Raw genomic sequence first — 16,801 nt, 5'->3', positions numbered from 1 at the left:
GCTTAAGGGCTTCTGCCGTTTTTTCTGTTTCTTGGATGAAAAAGAAGAGGTCGTGTAAGGGCAACAAATAACTACTTCTTGCAGTGATGCAGAATAAACCTATACAATTGTATTATGAGAATAACGTTATGAAAGGGTTCATTTTGAAAGAAAATTGAATGTTTTTGTTAGAAGAGGGTTTGGAGGAAGTATAATAAACGAAACCGCTTTATTTTGAATGGGTGCGTTTGCTATAAGCTATATGAAAAGAGGTGAGTTTGCTGCTAATGCAAGTGGTTGTTTGACATGATTCTCTAAACGTCGTGTACGTATACAAACGTTACGAATCAAAGAGACTGTGAAAGAACGTCTAAACCAACGAGTCATTGTTTAGTGGCGTAACAAATGAAAAAACAGGACATAAAACCATTGTATGCGAAAATTATGGAGGAGCTAAAGAAAGACATTGTCACGGGAAAGTTGACTGCGCACCAACAGCTCCCCACAGAACTTGAGCTTGCCGATACGTTTTCTGTGAGCCGCATTACCTCTAAGCGCGCTCTAAGTGAACTAGAGAGAGAAGGGTTTATTTATCGTCGACGTGGGAGCGGAAGCTTTGTCAAGCCAAGGCGTCTTGGGGACAATGCCAAAGCGGATAAAATTGTCGCTTTTGTCCTTCCTTTTGAGAAAGCGACGGGGTTAATGAATTATTTGCAAGGGGCGGCAGAGGTATTTAACGAGCATCGATACATGTTTACTATTTGTACGACACATGAAGAAATTGAAAGAGAACGGGATTGGCTCGTCGAGTTGCCTCATCAAAACGTGAGGGGTCTTTTGTTTTACCCGATTTCGGATAAGGCCAACATGGACGTGCTCTATCGTCTGACCACAAATCAAACGCCGATTGTTTTGTTGGATAAGCAATATGAAGGTTTGCCGATGACGAGCGTGACTTCCGACAATCGTGATGGAGGCAGAAAAGCTGTTCAGCATCTTATCACTCTAGGACATTCTCACATTGGGTACATTTCCACTGTGCCGATAGAGACGACGTCGACTGTGCGAGACCGTTATTTCGGGTATTGTGATGCGCTGAGACATGCAGGGCTTGAAGCCTCGTTGCAGTTTATGCTCCTTAATGTCAATGGGACGTATAAGCTCGAAAATCGCTCAGAACAGCTCGCAGAAGCCCTGATCGACATGATGACTGCTGGAATGACCGCTATTGTTGCCGAAAACGATCTGGTGGCTATTCAAATTATCAAGCTTTTATCAGCCAAAGGATACCGTGTGCCTGAAGATCTCTCTATCGTAGGGTTCGATGACACAGAGGTGGCTCGGCATACAGAGCCTTCCCTCACAACAATTGCTCAGGACTTTTTGGGCATTGGTCGCCTAGCCGCCAAATCATTGCTGGAACAAGCGGAAAACCAAACGGTGGAAGCGAAAAAGTATAGCTTGCCGGTGGAGCTTGTCATTCGAGAGAGCACTGCACCTCCGCGCAACCCTTTGGCAGTTGCAGAAGAACGCACAAAGTCATGACCGCTTAAAACAATTGGGAAAGGAGTTTTTTCAATGCCTCTTCACTATCCACATCCATCGAAACGACACGTCTCGTACGCCAAAAATGGCATGGTCGCCACCTCTCAGCCGCTTGCGGCACAGGCGGGTCTCACAATCATGCAGCAAGGGGGAAATGCCATTGATGCAGCCATTGCCACAGCCGCTACGCTAACGGTTGTTGAACCGACGTCGAATGGCATTGGGGGCGACGCCTTCGCCATTGTATGGGTGAAGGGAGAGCTTCATGGCATGAATGCCAGTGGAAGATCCCCGGCAATGCTGACACGAGATGCATTGCCAACCGAGGGTGGAACTCCCTACATTCCGACATATGGCTGGACACCTGTGACAGTTCCAGGCGCCCCAGCTGCTTGGGCTGCCCTTCATGGACGCTTTGGCAAGCTCCCCTTTGCAGAAGTGCTCGCCCCAGCTATTCAATATGCGGAGGAAGGGTATCCTCTATCTCCAGTGCTTGGGTACCATTGGGAACGAGCCTTTCATACATACAAACAAAAGCTTTCAGAGGAGGCCTTTCAAGAATGGATGGCTGTGTTTGCTCCTGAAGGGAAGGCACCGGCAATAGGCAGCCTGTGGAGGTCGCCTCGCCATGCAGAGACATTGAGAGAGATTGCTGAGACGAAGGCTGAATCGATGTACCATGGTACATTGGCAGAGAAAATAGACGCTGCGTCAAAACAAGCTGGTGGATTCATCAGGAAAGAGGACCTTGCCAAGATGAAAGTGGACTGGGTGGATCCAGTGTCCATCCCTTATCGCGATCATGACATTTGGGAGCTACCGCCAAATGGGCAAGGGATTACCGCATTGATGGCGCTGCAAATGGTGTCTGAAGACAGCTTTCATTCGTGGGGATCAGAAAATGAAGTTCATTTGCAAATTGAAGCGATGAAGCTAGCGTTTTCCGATGCACAACAGTACATCACAGACGCCGATCATATGACGTTGTCCTTGGAGCGTCTGCTGTCGTCAGACTATGCGCAAGAGCGCCGAAAGCTTATAAATCACTATGCGATCGAGCCGACCTTCGGCGATCCATCCTCAAGTGGGACGGTGTATCTTTCCACTGCAGATGGCGAGGGCAATATGGTGTCCTTCATTCAATCCAACTACATGGGCTTTGGGTCGGGGATTGTTGTACCAGGAACAGGCATTTCCTTGCAAAACCGGGGCCATAACTTTTCGACAGACCCTAGACATCCGAACGTTGTCGCTCCTGAAAAAAGAACATTTCACACAATTATCCCAGGCTTTATTACGAAAGAGGCAACTCCGTATGCAGCATTTGGCGTGATGGGTGGGTTTATGCAGCCACAAGGCCATATGCAGGCGGTCATGAATTTACTTGACTATCAACTGAATCCTCAGGCTGCCTTGGACGCGCCTCGCTGGCAATGGACAGGTGGGAAAAAGGTGCTCGTGGAACAAAGCATGCCTGCGTCACTCGTTCACTCATTGGTTCAACGGGGGCATGAGGTGCAAATTGCTCCAACGTCTTATAGTTTTGGCAGGGGCCAGATCATTACTCGAAATGAAGAAACAGGTGTATTGTCTGGAGGAACGGAAATGCGAACCGATGGACAGGTGGCTGTTTTTTAAAGGGAGAGAGGGGGGGCTGCTGTCGTGAGGACTATTCTGCTTACAGGCTTTGGTATATTCGGAGAACACAGCGACAATCCAACCACTCATATTGTATCCGCAATGGATGGGCGGCACATAGAAGGTGTAGCGATTAAAGGGCTTGTCCTACCGGTCGAATTTGATGAAGCACCTGTGCAGGTGATGGAATGGGTTGAAAAAAACGGCTTGCCAGATGCCCTTGTTATGCTAGGGATGGCTGCTGGAAGACAGGAAATCACTCCGGAACGGGTGGCTATCAATTGGGGGGAAGGAAAAACAAGGCGTGCTGTTCGTTCACCAGGGAAGCTTTTAGAAGAGGGACCAGACGGATTGTTCAGTCGTTTGCCTAATGAAGCTTTCGTTAAACGTTTAATGAAAGAGGGGTGGGGGGCGCGCATGTCAAACACGGCAGGGACGTATGTATGTAACGCCCTCATGTATCACGTGCTTTACAACTGGCCGTCGTTGGCTGCGGGCTTTATTCATGTGCCGCCTCACGTAGGAGCGACGAAGGAGCAGACACGTTGGACGTTGCCAGATTTAGAGCGCGCCGTTGAACAGATTCTTTCGGAAACCATTCGCAGTTCAATCAGTTAATATAAATACTGTCCCAGCAATGGTCGGCATGCAGCTTGTATGCTTCCGTTAATTCAGCTACATTGGATTCATACAGCTGGCGACCATCTGACATTTTGTACACACCAGAATCCAATAATGACTCAATGAGTTTTGCCTTATTTAACTCGTTTGTTGATTTGCGTTGAAAAAGACCCATAATAATCTCTCCTTCTTGTAAGCGTTTTCTTTATTATAGTATATGTTATGAAAGCGTATTCATCAATGGGCATTTGCGGAAGTTTTTTAGTGAATGTGCTAGGCTGTTAAAAACACATCATCAATGGGAGGTACAAACATGGAGCTAACACCGATTGCGTCTGAGGAAATGGATAAATGGATCGCTTTTTGGAATAACGTTCATGGGAGCGATTATCCGATGCGCGAAGCTTTGTTTCGTCAAAATACGTTGGAGGATCCGAACTGGCTGCCGAGCGCAAGCAGAGCGGCTTTTGTCGACGAAGAGCTGGCAGGTATTGTTACAGTGAAATACTGGCAAGAGGGGGAAGCGATTCCTTCCTATCAACAAACAGGGTGGATACAATGGCTGGCCGTTGCGCCAAAGTGGCGGCGACAAGGCATTGGTTCAGCGCTGCTCCGACATGCTGAGGCAGAATTGCAAAAAGCGGGTGCCACGAGCATTGCCATTGGCCGTGATCCTGGGGACTTTTTTCCAGGCGTGCCGTCAGAGTATAAAGAGACGGCAACATGGCTTGAAAAGCATGCCTACCAGTCGCAGGGACAAGCATTTGATTTGGCAAAGGTTGTGCCGCCAATAACAGCAGAGAATAAGCCAAGCGTCCGCCCACTTAAACCAGAGGAAGCGCCCGCGCTGCTGGCTTTTCTTGATCGTGAATTTCCTGGACGATGGGCATATGAGGCTCGTCGTTATTTTAAGGCAGGTGGATCTGGAGCAGCCTATCTCGTCTTGGTTGAAAACGACGACATTGTGGCTTTTGCACGGACAAATCAGCCCGCCACTTCAATTATTGGGCAAAACGTCTACTGGGCGCCCCTCTTTGACGGACCATTAGGTGGCATTGGTCCCTTAGGCGTGGCCAAAAGCGCAAGAGGCAAAGGCTACGGGCGGCAAATCATTGGCGAAGCTGTCACCTACATGGAGCAATTAGGCTTAAAGCATCTTGTAATTGATTGGACCGCACATGAAGGTCTGTATGAAAAATGGGGATTTGTGCCTTATAAGCATTATGAGATGTACGGGAAAGAACTATAATTCGAGTTTTTTTCTCGCTTATCATACAAAGTGGCATGGTATGGGAAGGCAAGTCGTTTGCGTGGAGAAAACCTTCCCCTCCGGCCACTGTTCGTGTTGAGGACAGCAAAACAAAGACCTGGTCTGTCAACAACACAAAACTGAACAAATTTGAAAAAGTCTCCCCCTTTTCAAATTCTCTAGAATCCAAGTCATCTAATGATCCTTGGATTCTCTTTGTGTTAAACCACTCCATGGCCAATGGGACTGCACTCTGTTTTGATACATTTGAAAGACGCCTCTGCCTCGGCATTATCGTAAGGTGTCCCTTTATCGCTTATTGACCAAAGCATTTGAAACGTCTTCAAAGCATCCTCTTGTCGTGGTTCGAGTATGATCAGTTAAATCGATTACTCGACTACAGATATCATTCACATCATTTAAATCATGTGAAACCAAGAGACATGTTATACCCGCTGTTTGTAGTATCGTTTTTAATTCAAGCCTAATGCTTTGTTTTAAATCGTAATCAAGGTTACTAAATGGCTCGTCCATCAATAAAATAGTAGGTTTTGGTGCAAGGGCTCTTGCTAACGCGACCCTTTGCTGTTGTCCGCCGCTCAGTTCATGAGGATAACGTTTAGCTAAGTCATGAAGCTTCACCAAGTCTATCATTTCATGCATTCTTGCTTCACGTTCCCTTTTTTTTATCTTCCCTAAGCCAAACATAATGTTCTTTTCCACAGTAAGGTGAGGAAATAGAGCATAATCTTGAAAGACCATACCGACGCCCCGTTGATCAGCTTCCATAAACAACTTATCGTTTACTACAGTCCGTCCGGCAATAGATATGGTTCCTTTTAGAGGAATTTCAAGACCTGCCATTAGACGCAGAAGTGTACTCTTTCCACTTCCGCTAGGTCCTAAGATACCGACCACTTCATGTTGTTCAATGGTAAACGAAAGAGCATCAATAACAGGTTGTTTCGAAGACGTATAGGCATAACTAAGTTGCTCAACTAATACTAAACTCACGATTCATCCCTCTTTCCGATGCTATTAAAGATGAGAACAGAAACTAAACTGACAATAATTAAAAGTATGGAGGGGAGAGAAGCGGCTATAATTCGTTCGTCTATGGCGTATTTGTAAGCTTGGGTTGCTAAGGTTTCAAAATTAAAAGGACGTAATAGTTTTGTCAAAGGTAGCTCTTTAATAATCTCTACAAACGTCAAAATAAAGGCAGCTAATAAGGTTCCTTTAAGTAACGGTAATTCAATTTTAATAAACGTTCGAGTAGATGTTTTACCTAATGTTCTAGATGCTTCCGAATAGAATTTTGAAATCTTTTCGTATCCTGAATCGATTGTATTGTAACCTGGAGCTATAAAACGAATGACATAACCTGTCACTAACATACCTAGAGAAAGACTCAGGACGAGAGCTCCCTCTGTTTGCCCTAAAAATTGATAAAAGGACGAGAGAGATTCATCAATGAAGATGAATGCAGCTAGTATCCCAACAGCAATAATAGCTCCTGGTACCGCATAACCGGCTGTAATGAGTCGAGAGAGTCCATAAGCAAAATTAGAAGATAATGTTCGAACAACTCTTGCTGTAATAATGGAGAAAATGACCACAATGACGGTGGCTATGATGGACACTTGAAGCGTGTTTGACATAAGGTGCAAAAAATCAGATGTCCAGTATCCTTCAAACCTCCATACGGCCCAGACTATAATCTGAATGACAGGAAAAGCAAAAGCCAAAAGAAAAATAGCTGAACACAATACTAGGACACTCCAAGAGGATATTCCTTTTAATTGTTTTGGATGCAAAGGTTTATTCTGAGTGCTCGTTGATGTATAGCGCATATTCCTCCTAAGAAATCGTTCAAGAATAAAAACACCAATAATAATGACCATGAGCCATGCAGCTAATCTTAAAGCAGAGTCCACATCGTACATACCAAACCAGGTTTGAAAAATAGACGTAGAAATGGTCTGAACGCCGAAATACGAAGCAACTCCGTAATCACTTAATACTTCAAAAATAACAAGCATCATTCCGGCAATAATAGCCGGCCTTGCTATTGGTAAGACAACCTTCCAAAACAATTGAACGTTTTTTTTACCCAATAGGTTTGCATTTTCAATATAAGATGCACTTTGTCTTTCTAAAAAACTTCTTGTAATCAAATAAACATAGGGGTACAAGCAAAAGGTCAATATAAATATAGCTCCATGGATTGAGTGAACCTCAATTGTATCTGGCGGGAGTGTAATGCCAAATTGATTGCGTAACGTAGATTGGATGACGCCGGTATAACTTGTCATGGTTCTGTACGTAAAAGCCGCTATATATGGAGGAAGAGCTAAAGGTAGTAACAAAGCCCAACGAAAAAAGCCTCTTAAGGGAAATGAATAGCCGACGACTAGCCAAGCTAATACCACTCCTATCGTCGTTGCGAAAAATGTAGTAAAGAAGGCAAGCGTAAGGGAACCCTTTACATAGTCAACAAGAAGGTAAGCTTTAACGTGATCCCAATTTTCAGTCGGTTCTGTAAACATGGTGGCTAAGACAATAGCAATAGGCAGCAGTATCACTGCTGCCCCTATAAGGCTTACTATTGTCCAACTATTCAAATGTCGTTTCAAATTCCTTGAAACTGTTTGTATTCTCATGATTTATTTCCATCCTGCCTTGTTGGCCAATTCAACTGCTGTAGGGTTATTCACTCCGTATGCAGCAAAATCAATATCTTGGGCTTTAAAAGTACCCCATTCTGTTAAAATGTCAGCCCGCTCTGCGTCTTCGTTAACTGGATACTCAAAGTTAGTATTAGAAACCGTTTCTTGAGCCTCTACAGCTGTTAGGAACTCAACTAATTTAATCGCATTTTCCTTGTTCTCACTATGTTTGCTTAAGCCAGCTCCGCTGATGTTAATATGTGTGCCTGTAGTCTCTTGATTTGGGAAGAATACCCCAATCTGTTCAGCGACTTTTACCTCTTCTTCATCATCTGATACGAGCATTTGACCTACGTAATATGTGTTCAGAATGGCAATATCGCCACTCCCAGCAACGACAGCCTTCGCTTGATCACGATCTCCTCCGTCTGGGTCACGAGCTAAATTTTGAGCAATTCCTTCAGCCCATTTGGCTGTTTCTTCTTCTCCATTTATTTCAATCAAAGATGCAATAAGTGATTGATTGTATAAGTTTGTAGAAGAACGTACAAGCAGTCTTTCTTTCCAAGTATCAGTTGCTAAATCTTCATACGTAGAAAGCTCACTAGGATCAACACGGTCTTTGTGGTAAACAATGACACGTGCTCGAGTAGATAAACCAACCCACTCATTGTCAGGGTCTCTTAAGTTCTCCGGGACTTGTTCATTAATTATCTCAGATTCGAATGGTTGCAGAATATCTGCCTCTTTAGCTGTATGTAAGATTCCTCCATCGACTGTAATAAATAAATCTGCTGGGGAATTTTCGCCTTCTCGTTTCATACGTTCTATTAGTTCATTAGCATCCCCTTCAACAACATTTACTTTGATTCCACTTTCTTCTTCAAACTGATCATATAATTCTTTGTCGACATCATAGTGTCGGGCAGAATACAAGTTGACTTCTCCAGAATCCTCAGTAGTTGTTTCTTCGGTACTTTCATTCGTTAGAGCTGATTGATTTGTATCTGCGCCACATGCAGCAAGCATGGCAATCGCGAATCCTAAAGATGCATGAAGAAATAATCTCGCCTTTTTTTTCATTTCAATCCTCCAATAACTTAGTTATTTTTATTGATATTGATAATCATTATCAACATTATATAGCTACATTGAAAAATTGACAAGTAAAATTAGAACAGCGTCGTATATCGTAAAAGCATCATATATGATCCTAACGAAGCAAGGTGCTTTGCAAGCAGCTGTAAAACGCGCGAAAACCTTGCAAAGTCACTATACACATGAAACTCCCTCACAAAGAAAACCAGCAACTACTGTATATAGGCTGGTCGAAGAATTGCTTGAGCAATTACAGTAATGTTCACAGTTCACATTAATGATGAGGTGCTGTTTGTTAAGCCCAATCCAGTTTCACCAGCTTGGCGACCTTAATTGAAAAAGGCTCGCCTTTTTTTGATTGACAGCGGATGGACCCATCTTGAACGGGTTTGGTGACAAGCCCCTCCTGCACAGAGAAGTACCCATGCTCAAAGACCGTAAAGTGTAGAAGATTCCCTGTAGCTTCCGCCTCAGCGAGCATGTAGTTCCATTCTTCCAGTTGTTGCTCATCGGTTGGCTGCGGCGGATTTGGACGCTGCTGTTGCGCACGGTGCTCAAGCAGGGCTCGCTTATGCTCAGGCAAAAACATGCGGCTTCCCTCCCAAAGTAAATTGTCACGATCCAGCTTCTCAGTCATCGGTAGTGCCCCCCTATCTTTTTAGAACGATCTGTTGTCTGCCCAGCCGCCCTTAACGATGAGGCGCGGACGATTGAAACCGGACCAAAGCGGTCGCGGATGCCATCCATCACGTAGCCAATCTGTAGCTGCTTCTCGCGATCCTGAAACAGGCTCATTTGCCACACCTCATCGCTTTGGAGCTGTGATAGGCTGACATGCGCCTGGCGAATGGGACGGCGATCCCAAAAGGTTCGATACAATTCGACAACCGCATGATACACATCGAGCGTGTTATTGGTCGCTTCGATCAGGGTTTGCTGGCGATGGAACCCAGAAGGATTGTCAAAATCAGCCCCCCTCGCTCCGGCGGATACAGTAATGCCCATGACACGAGAGGTGCGTGCGCGGCGACATACTTCTTCAGAAAGCTCTAACAGCACGACGCGAATGTCTTCAAAGCGATGGTAGTCGCGCGGCAGTGTCATTCCGTGGCCGATGGCTTTTTGCGCACGGTTATGGGAGCGGACATTCACAGGCGAGTGGTCATATCCGTTGGCCGTCATCCAGAGTACATGACCGTTAATTCCCCAGCGTTTTTTTAGGTAAGGGAGCGGGTAGTTGGCGAGTTGGCCCACTGTCCGCAACCCCATGCGCTTTAAATGCACCTCCATACGCCGACCGACCCCAAATGCACACTCAACAGGCAACGGCCAAAGCGTATGCTGGATCGTCTCTGGTGTGAGCGTATAACGTCCGTTCGGTGCTTTTTTAGCAAAATTGTCGCACGCCATTTTGGCCAGCACTTTGTTCGTGCCAATGCCAACACGAGCATACACCCCTGTATCCTCCATAATTCGCTGCTGCACCTGTTGTGCGATCTCCTCTGGTCCACCAAACAACCGTTGGCTCGCGGTGACTTCCATAAACAGTTCATCAATCGAATAAGGCTCCACCTGGTCCGTAAATTCTTCAAGAATGCATGTAATCTGCATCGACACATCGAGGTATTTTTGCATGCGAGGCTTCACAACAACCGCCTGCGGACATTTTTTTAACGCTTCATACAACCGCTCTGCGTTTTTCACTCCATGCTGTTTGGCCAGAGGACAGGCGGCTAAAATCACGCCACTTCGTCGCTTTGGATCGCCGGACACTAAAAGTGGACGCCCCTTCAGCTCTGGTCGCTCAGTTCGTTCCACTGAAGCATAAAACGACTGCATATCCACAAGAAAAACGACACGTTCCATCATGTTCCTCCATTCATGACTCTTAAATAGAACTAATGTTCCTAGTATATACGAACTAATGTTCTTTTAAAAGTGGAAAATGCTGTGAGGATATTTATCGAAAGAAAAAGCCGCTTTTGCATAGACTAAATACAATTCATTGTTTAAAAACATGGAAAATGTGGAAAACAATTCTTTAGATATGTCCAAAACGGAGCCCCACCTCCATAGAACAATGAAATTCAGGACGGGGAGGCTGACGAAGGTGGAAGAGTACAAAGAAGAACGATACCGAAAGCTAAAAACGCATGTGGAACAGATTATAAATCGCCCTTTATCTGTTCAGGAAAGACAACTTCTTGAGACACTCAGCACACGGACGCTTCATCAAGAAGGAATGTTTACAGCACTTTTACAGCTTATTGACGACATTGCCGGAAAAAATCAAGACAATCCAGTGCCGAGGAGGAAAAAATGAAGATGAAGAAACATGTACGTCATGTGGTGTTAGGTTTCTTAATGGTGCCGCTCGCCTTTTTTACTGTTTTAGTGACGCCATTTGTCGTTAAGTCGACCATTCCATCTGCATCCGCTCTAGCCTCAGCAACCTTTGGCTACCCGTTTCCATTTATTCAACAGAAAGTGGCGATTTTTGCACAGAATACATACTTTCCATTGGAAACCACCATGTATAACCCTCTCACGTATGAAACCGACATTTTAACTGGCGCTTTCATTGGTTCAGTCGTTGTTACCGCATTGTTCCTGTTTGCAATCGCAGAAGCTGTCATCGGAGTGAGATGGCTATGGACCTCCAGAGGGACAGGTGCTGTTCAAAAACAAATCGATTTGATCAAACGAGTGATCATGAAAACGAAGCAACCAATAACACAGACAAAAAAGCAAATGGATATATAAGAATTGTAAAAAATAAGAGGAAACGGAAAAGATGTGTAGTATAGTATAAAGAATGTGAAGAGCCGGTCGACACGAAGTACCGGTCTTTTTTTTGTCATGAAAATAGGACTAATGACCTGTTAGTTGGTATGCACTAAGTGACTTTAGGCTCATGTGATAAAGCATAAGGCGGTGAGAGGCAAATGGTAAAAGAACATCGAGGTCGTTGGGCTGGGGTTAGTGTGTGGCTAGGATTGATGTGCATTTCGTGTGTGTGGTTTATGACCACATGGAACCGTGACATCCTTATCATTGGAATCGTTATTGTAGGTGGAGGAGTGGCCGTGTATGCAGGGTATCGCTTTGACCTTATTTACAATGCGATGGAACGAGATGCACTTACCGGAGTGTACAATCGCAGAGGATTTATGAGAGCTTTTTCAAAATCCGTGCGGAATCAGCGCAGTCGGGGAAACATGGACGAGCTAACATTGTTATTAATTGACGCCGATCATTTTAAAAAAATCAATGATCGCTACGGACATTATATAGGTGATCAAGTGTTGTGTTATATGGCAAATTGCCTGCAGACGATACAAGATAAACAAACCATTGTTGCCAGGTGGGGTGGGGATGAATTTGTCGTTCTCCTATTGGCCGATCAGGTGAAAACGATAGAAGATCATATCCATCAAACCTTGCAAACCTACCCAAGCAGCCAAATCATTGTAAAAGTTTCGGTTGGTACGGCGCAGTATCCAAAAGACGGTACACAGGTCGATACATTGGTTGATGTTGCTGATCAGCGGATGTACGCAGCAAAAAAAGCAGTACAATCTTAAGAGTGGAATTAGTTGAAGCGCTTTCATTTTTTTGAGATAATACACTCAACAGTATGTGAATGAAATGGCAGTGAGTACTACAGGTTGAAGCGTGAGCGGAGTTGCCACAAGGGCATGAGCAGCGGACAAGCCAAAGCAACGAAGAAAGTGAACGTCATTTAAAAACCCTGGTAGGCAGAATGAAAACGTTTGTCTTATCAAAGCGCGAAGGCTTAAGAGGAGCGGAGTTGCCACAAGGGCAATGAGCACCGCACAAGCCAAAGCAACAAAGAAAGCGAGCGTTTCTCATCAGCCTACCCGACGGAATGTTTAGAGACGGACCCATTAGGACAAACTGTCAACAGCATTAAGATGCGAAAGGGCGTGAACCTATGAGACCGTATCATCATTTTACAGAAAGCGAAAAAGAAGAATGGAATACAATGAGCATGACCTTACAAGCAACAAGTGATTTTTCCGTTTGGAAGCGCTGTCAAACAAGGCGAATTATTCTCTGGGAAAAGGGTTTGGGGCGCCAGCAAACGGAAGAAAATGAGGTGTAAATCGTGCAGACATGCACACTATAGAATGTAATTGTGGAATGCACACACGAACCGCCGCTGGCCATAGCTCGCGGTATTTTTTACGTTCATTGATTATGAAGAAGCTGCCATGAAGCCTCTAATGAAATCATAATGGGTCGCTGGAGACGGAGTCCGCACGATGCCGCTTCGTTTTTTCTACTGTCCTGAAAAAAGGAAACCCTTGTCCTAGCTGGATTGTTGGAATAAACAGACGAATGGACTCATAAAGTTTATCAACCAGCAAAGAGAGTGTTTGAGGTGAGAGACTGTGAAAGGTCTAAGAAGGTGTAACCAACACACGCCTGAGGAGTGAGGGAAGTCTTCGAAGAGGTTCACAACGTCTCATTTCACACTTCTCACATCCAAACCAGGGAGGCGAGTGGTGTGCACGATTACATCAAAGAGAGGACCATCAAGATTGGGAAATATATCGTGGAGACGAAAAAAACCGTGAGAGTTATCGCAAAAGAATTCGGGGTTTCGAAAAGTACAGTACACAAGGACCTAACCGAGCGGTTGCCCGAAGTAAATGCAGAGCTGGCTAACGAAGTGAAAGTCATCTTGGATTACCACAAGTCCATTCGACATTTAAGAGGAGGAGAGGCAACAAAGCTAAAGTATTTGAAAGAAACGGATGAGCACGTAGCTGAGCTGGTTAAATAATAACATTCACCCAACCACGCCTTGTTTCCCCAAAAGCTTTATCGGGAGACAAGATGTTTTTATTTTTTTGGAGATAAGTGGAGCAGTTGGAGCATACTAACATAACTCCGTAGCAGAACCTAGGTGTGAAAAAAACACGAAGAGGTCTTTTCGAGTCGATGTTGCGCTTATGCCTTTTAGGGTGCAAAGTAATTACGACGAGAGGTACTTTCGAGTCGATGATACCCTTGTGCCAGATAAAGAGTGCTTTCCGCTGTTAATTTGTGCAAAAACAAGCACCACAATTCATTCTATTAAAGATCTACGTTATCTGAACGGGCACTAGGTGGGCGTTTTGGCGAGTTCTTTTTCCAGTCTGCGTAGACATATCATTTTCCCACGTTAAATCAAGCGTAAAGATATGGAAAACCGCCCTCTTTTTTCTCAATTTGTGCTACACTATACTGTAGAGATTGTTATGAAAATGGACTTATATAATAGGGAGGCCCCTGACCCAATGTTTGCACGAGATATCGGAATTGACTTAGGAACGGCGAATGTATTAATTCATGTAAAAGGCAAAGGCATTGTTCTGAACGAGCCATCAGTAGTGGCTATGGACACGCAAACAGGTCGCGCACTGGCGGTTGGAGAGGAAGCAAGGCGCATGGTGGGGAGAACTCCTGGAAACATTGTTGCTCACCGTCCGCTTAGAGAAGGGGTCATCGCTGATTTTGATATTACGGAAGTTATGCTTCGCCATTTTATTGAAAAAATAAATGTGAAAGGCTTTTTATCGAAGCCTAAGATGCTGATTTGCTGCCCGACAAACATTACATCTGTTGAACAAAAGGCAATCAAAGAGGCCGCTGAAAAAAGCGGTGGCAAAAAGGTATTTCTTGAAGAGGAGCCCAAAGTTGCTGCGATTGGCGCAGGCATGGATATTTTTCAGCCGAGCGGAAATATGGTTGTCGATATAGGTGGCGGAACGACCGATGTTGCCGTCCTTTCAATGGGCGATATTGTGACGTCTTCGTCAATTAAGATGGCAGGCGATCGCCTAGACATGGAGATTCTCGCGTACATAAAGCGAAAATACAAACTGCTGATTGGCGAACGAACAGCAGAAAACATAAAGATCCAAGTGGCCACCGTGTTTGCTGGGTCAAGAAAAGAAGAAATTGATATTCGAGGGCGAGATCTTGTATCAGGACTGCCGCGTACAGTGACCGTGTACTCAGCCGAAATTGAAGAGGCATTGAGAGAATTTACTGAAGTGATTATTACAGCATCAAAGTCTGTGTTAGAACGAACGCCACCAGAGCTTTCGGCGGACATTATTGACCGTGGCGTCATTCTTACAGGCGGCGGAGCTTTGCTGCATGGCATTGATCAGCTTCTTGCAGAAGAGCTAAAGGTTCCCGTCTTTATTGCCGATAATCCTATGAATTGTGTGGCTCAAGGAACGGGATTAATGCTAGAGCATATTGATAAATTTCCGTCACGGTATTTAGGATAATTTCCATGTCTTTTCATCAAAAGGAGTATGGTGGATGTTTAAAGGATTTAATACAGCAGCATCAGCGATGATCGCACAGCAGCGGCATACAGAAATGTTGTCCAATAATCTAGCTAATGTGAACACACCAGGGTATAAGTCAGATCAAGGTGTTTTGCGGGCATTCCCTGAAATGCTGCTTCAGCGGATTGGTGGGCAGTCAGTGCCAGGACTAGATCGCACGCTTCCAACGACAACGCCGATCGGTGCTTTGAATACGGGTGTTTATTTGCAGGAAACGATTCCGCAGTTTACGCAAGGCGATATTCAAGAAACAAATCGATTCAGCGATTTGGCACTCGTGCAAGCTGCGTTGCCAGACGAAAATGGAGCCGTGTTTTTTGCAGTGCAAAATGAGGCTGGTGAACCCCGTTATACTCGCAATGGGAGCTTTCATGTGGACGATAATGGCTCTCTCGTCAATGCGGAGGGACGTTTTGTACTCAGTGCCGCCAGTGAACAAATTCAACTGGCTTCAGGAACATTTACGGTATCGGAAGACGGTGTCATTACAGATGCTGCTGGCAATGCCACTGCGCTTAATATTGCTTATAGCGCGGCTCCACAGGAAGAGTTGGTCAGAGAAGGAACGGGGCTTTACCGTGCAGATGGCGCAGCTCTTGGACAGGCGCCTGCGGGATTTATTGTTCGACAAGGCGCACTTGAACGGTCATCGGTTGACCTCAACGAGACGATGGTGAACATGATGTCCTCGTATCGATTGTTTGAAGCGAGCCAACGTGTTGTCAAGGCTTATGATGAAAGCATGGGCAAGGCCGTCAATGACGTAGGACGAATTGGATAAGGAGGTCCCATCACATGAATCGTATTGCAAACAATGCACTTGTCACGATGCAGCAGCTGCAAACGCAGCTTGATGTTATTTCTAACAATATGGCCAACATCGATACTGTTGGCTACAAAAGCAGACAGGCTCGGTTCGGAGAGCTTCTTAGTCAGCAGCTAGACAATCAGCCAATTGCAGCCCAAGAGCAAGCACGTATTACCCCGAATGGCATCCGCCTCGGTAATGGAGCGTACGTGAATGAAATTGTGATGAATGCTGCGCCAGGCTCTATTAAACAGACCAACCGGAATTTGGATCTTGCTCTCGGCGCCGAAAACCATTATTTTAGAGTAGAGGTTGCAACGGAAGCTGGGTTAGAAGTGCAGTATACACGTCAAGGCAATTTTTATACGGTGCCGAGTACAGTTGCCGGACAGTTAGATCTTGTGGCCGGGGATGGAAGCCGCTTGCTTGATGATAATGGCACACCCATCTCGCTACCAAGTGGTGCAAGAGACATCGCGATTAAAGAGGATGGATCGTTGACCTATACGTTGCAATCAGGGGAATCAGAAACCTATGGAACGCCAATTTCTGTGATCGAGGTTCTTCAGCCTGATGCCATGATAGCAACAAACGGCAGACTTGCCGCACGTGGTGTGGATGAAGCTGCGGTTTTGGCGAATGTGAATGTCAATAACCGACGCATTATGGCCGGTGCTTTAGAAGCGTCCAATGTCGACATCGCAATTGAAATGACAGATATGGTACGAGCGCAGCGCGCCTACCAATTAAATTCTCGATCCATCAGCATTGCCGATCAAATGAATGGGTTGATCAACAGTATGCGTACGTAACATTCGCACGG

Annotated in this window: 18 protein-coding genes; 12 read left to right on the top strand and 6 right to left on the bottom strand. The window is 45.2% G+C overall.

Annotated elements, in window-relative coordinates:
* Positions 1 to 384 precede the first annotated feature (384 nt).
* From EV213_RS11920 to EV213_RS11910, 3 genes are read left to right on the top strand one after another with little or no spacing between them, the layout of a single operon-like run.
* Positions 385 to 1,524 carry a GntR family transcriptional regulator gene (locus EV213_RS11920; protein WP_133580771.1) on the top strand — a complete coding sequence of 380 codons (1,140 nt, stop codon included), beginning with the start codon at positions 385 to 387 and terminating at the stop codon, positions 1,522 to 1,524.
* 33 nt (positions 1,525 to 1,557) lie between these two features.
* Entirely contained in the window at positions 1,558 to 3,162 is a 1,605-nt protein-coding gene (locus tag EV213_RS11915) for a gamma-glutamyltransferase family protein (protein ID WP_133580770.1), read from the top strand.
* A gap of 24 nt (positions 3,163 to 3,186) precedes the next feature.
* The gene (locus EV213_RS11910; protein WP_133580769.1) at positions 3,187 to 3,780 is read left to right on the top strand and encodes a pyroglutamyl-peptidase I; all 594 of its coding nucleotides are present in this window, start codon (positions 3,187 to 3,189) and stop codon (positions 3,778 to 3,780) included.
* Here the strand turns inward: EV213_RS11910 and EV213_RS11905 are convergent.
* Positions 3,773 to 3,958, bottom strand: coding sequence for a Fur-regulated basic protein FbpA (locus EV213_RS11905; protein WP_133580768.1), 186 nt, complete (start codon positions 3,956 to 3,958; stop codon positions 3,773 to 3,775). The two genes, EV213_RS11910 and EV213_RS11905, sit on opposite strands and share 8 nt — an antisense overlap.
* 138 nt (positions 3,959 to 4,096) lie before the next feature.
* Here EV213_RS11905 and EV213_RS11900 point away from each other — a divergent pair, with 138 nt between their 5' ends.
* On the top strand, positions 4,097 to 5,032 hold the full coding sequence (locus EV213_RS11900) for a GNAT family N-acetyltransferase (protein ID WP_166639284.1): 936 nt from the start codon (positions 4,097 to 4,099) through the stop codon (positions 5,030 to 5,032).
* A 309-nt stretch (positions 5,033 to 5,341) separates the two neighbouring features.
* On the opposite strand, the gene EV213_RS11895 is transcribed toward EV213_RS11900, so the two are convergent.
* From EV213_RS11895 to EV213_RS11875, 5 genes are all read right to left on the bottom strand, one after another.
* A complete protein-coding gene (locus EV213_RS11895) occupies positions 5,342 to 6,046 on the bottom strand; it encodes an ABC transporter ATP-binding protein (protein WP_133580766.1) in 705 nt (234 codons plus the stop codon).
* Positions 6,043 to 7,695, bottom strand: coding sequence for an ABC transporter permease (locus tag EV213_RS11890; protein ID WP_133580765.1), 1,653 nt, complete (start codon positions 7,693 to 7,695; stop codon positions 6,043 to 6,045). The genes EV213_RS11895 and EV213_RS11890 overlap by 4 nt, the downstream gene beginning before the upstream one ends.
* 3 nt (positions 7,696 to 7,698) lie before the next feature.
* A complete protein-coding gene (locus EV213_RS11885) occupies positions 7,699 to 8,784 on the bottom strand; it encodes a Fe(3+) ABC transporter substrate-binding protein (RefSeq protein WP_133580764.1) in 1,086 nt (361 codons plus the stop codon).
* A 310-nt stretch (positions 8,785 to 9,094) separates the two neighbouring features.
* Positions 9,095 to 9,436: a YolD-like family protein gene (locus EV213_RS11880; protein ID WP_133580763.1), complete on the bottom strand. Its 342-nt coding sequence runs from the start codon at positions 9,434 to 9,436 to the stop codon at positions 9,095 to 9,097.
* The gene (locus EV213_RS11875; protein WP_133580762.1) at positions 9,433 to 10,668 is read right to left on the bottom strand and encodes a DNA polymerase IV; all 1,236 of its coding nucleotides are present in this window, start codon (positions 10,666 to 10,668) and stop codon (positions 9,433 to 9,435) included. Before EV213_RS11875 ends, EV213_RS11880 begins: the two co-directional genes overlap by 4 nt.
* A 241-nt stretch (positions 10,669 to 10,909) precedes the next feature.
* Between EV213_RS11875 and EV213_RS11870 the strand changes: the two genes are divergently transcribed.
* The 8 genes from EV213_RS11870 to EV213_RS11840 all read left to right on the top strand — a co-directional run bounded on the left by EV213_RS11870 (position 10,910) and on the right by EV213_RS11840 (position 16,790).
* A complete protein-coding gene (locus EV213_RS11870; protein WP_133580761.1) occupies positions 10,910 to 11,122 on the top strand; it encodes a hypothetical protein in 213 nt (70 codons plus the stop codon).
* Positions 11,119 to 11,562 carry a hypothetical protein gene (locus EV213_RS11865; RefSeq protein ID WP_133580760.1) on the top strand — a complete coding sequence of 148 codons (444 nt, stop codon included), beginning with the start codon at positions 11,119 to 11,121 and terminating at the stop codon, positions 11,560 to 11,562. Before EV213_RS11870 ends, EV213_RS11865 begins: the two co-directional genes overlap by 4 nt.
* 182 nt (positions 11,563 to 11,744) lie before the next feature.
* Positions 11,745 to 12,383 (top strand): GGDEF domain-containing protein, encoded by a 639-nt coding sequence (locus EV213_RS11860; RefSeq protein ID WP_133580759.1) that lies wholly within the window; start codon positions 11,745 to 11,747, stop codon positions 12,381 to 12,383.
* A gap of 371 nt (positions 12,384 to 12,754) precedes the next feature.
* A complete protein-coding gene (locus tag EV213_RS20775; protein WP_166639283.1) occupies positions 12,755 to 12,925 on the top strand; it encodes a hypothetical protein in 171 nt (56 codons plus the stop codon).
* A 405-nt stretch (positions 12,926 to 13,330) separates the two neighbouring features.
* Positions 13,331 to 13,609: a sporulation transcriptional regulator SpoIIID gene (gene spoIIID / locus EV213_RS11855; protein WP_133580758.1), complete on the top strand. Its 279-nt coding sequence runs from the start codon at positions 13,331 to 13,333 to the stop codon at positions 13,607 to 13,609.
* 496 nt (positions 13,610 to 14,105) lie between these two features.
* The gene (mreB, locus tag EV213_RS11850; protein ID WP_133580757.1) at positions 14,106 to 15,107 is read left to right on the top strand and encodes a rod shape-determining protein; all 1,002 of its coding nucleotides are present in this window, start codon (positions 14,106 to 14,108) and stop codon (positions 15,105 to 15,107) included.
* 34 nt (positions 15,108 to 15,141) lie between these two features.
* Complete coding sequence (locus EV213_RS11845; RefSeq protein ID WP_133580756.1) at positions 15,142 to 15,951, top strand: flagellar hook-basal body protein; 810 nt, start codon at positions 15,142 to 15,144, stop codon at positions 15,949 to 15,951.
* 14 nt (positions 15,952 to 15,965) lie between these two features.
* Complete coding sequence (locus tag EV213_RS11840; protein WP_133580755.1) at positions 15,966 to 16,790, top strand: flagellar hook-basal body protein; 825 nt, start codon at positions 15,966 to 15,968, stop codon at positions 16,788 to 16,790.
* The last annotated feature ends 11 nt before the right edge of the window (positions 16,791 to 16,801 follow it).

Origin of the sequence: Aureibacillus halotolerans (assembly GCF_004363045.1) — a bacterium.
Classification (GTDB): domain Bacteria; phylum Bacillota; class Bacilli; order Bacillales; family DSM-28697; genus Aureibacillus; species Aureibacillus halotolerans.
The sequence above is the reverse complement of the archived record's forward strand: the minus strand, read 5'-3'. Positions and strand labels throughout refer to the sequence as shown.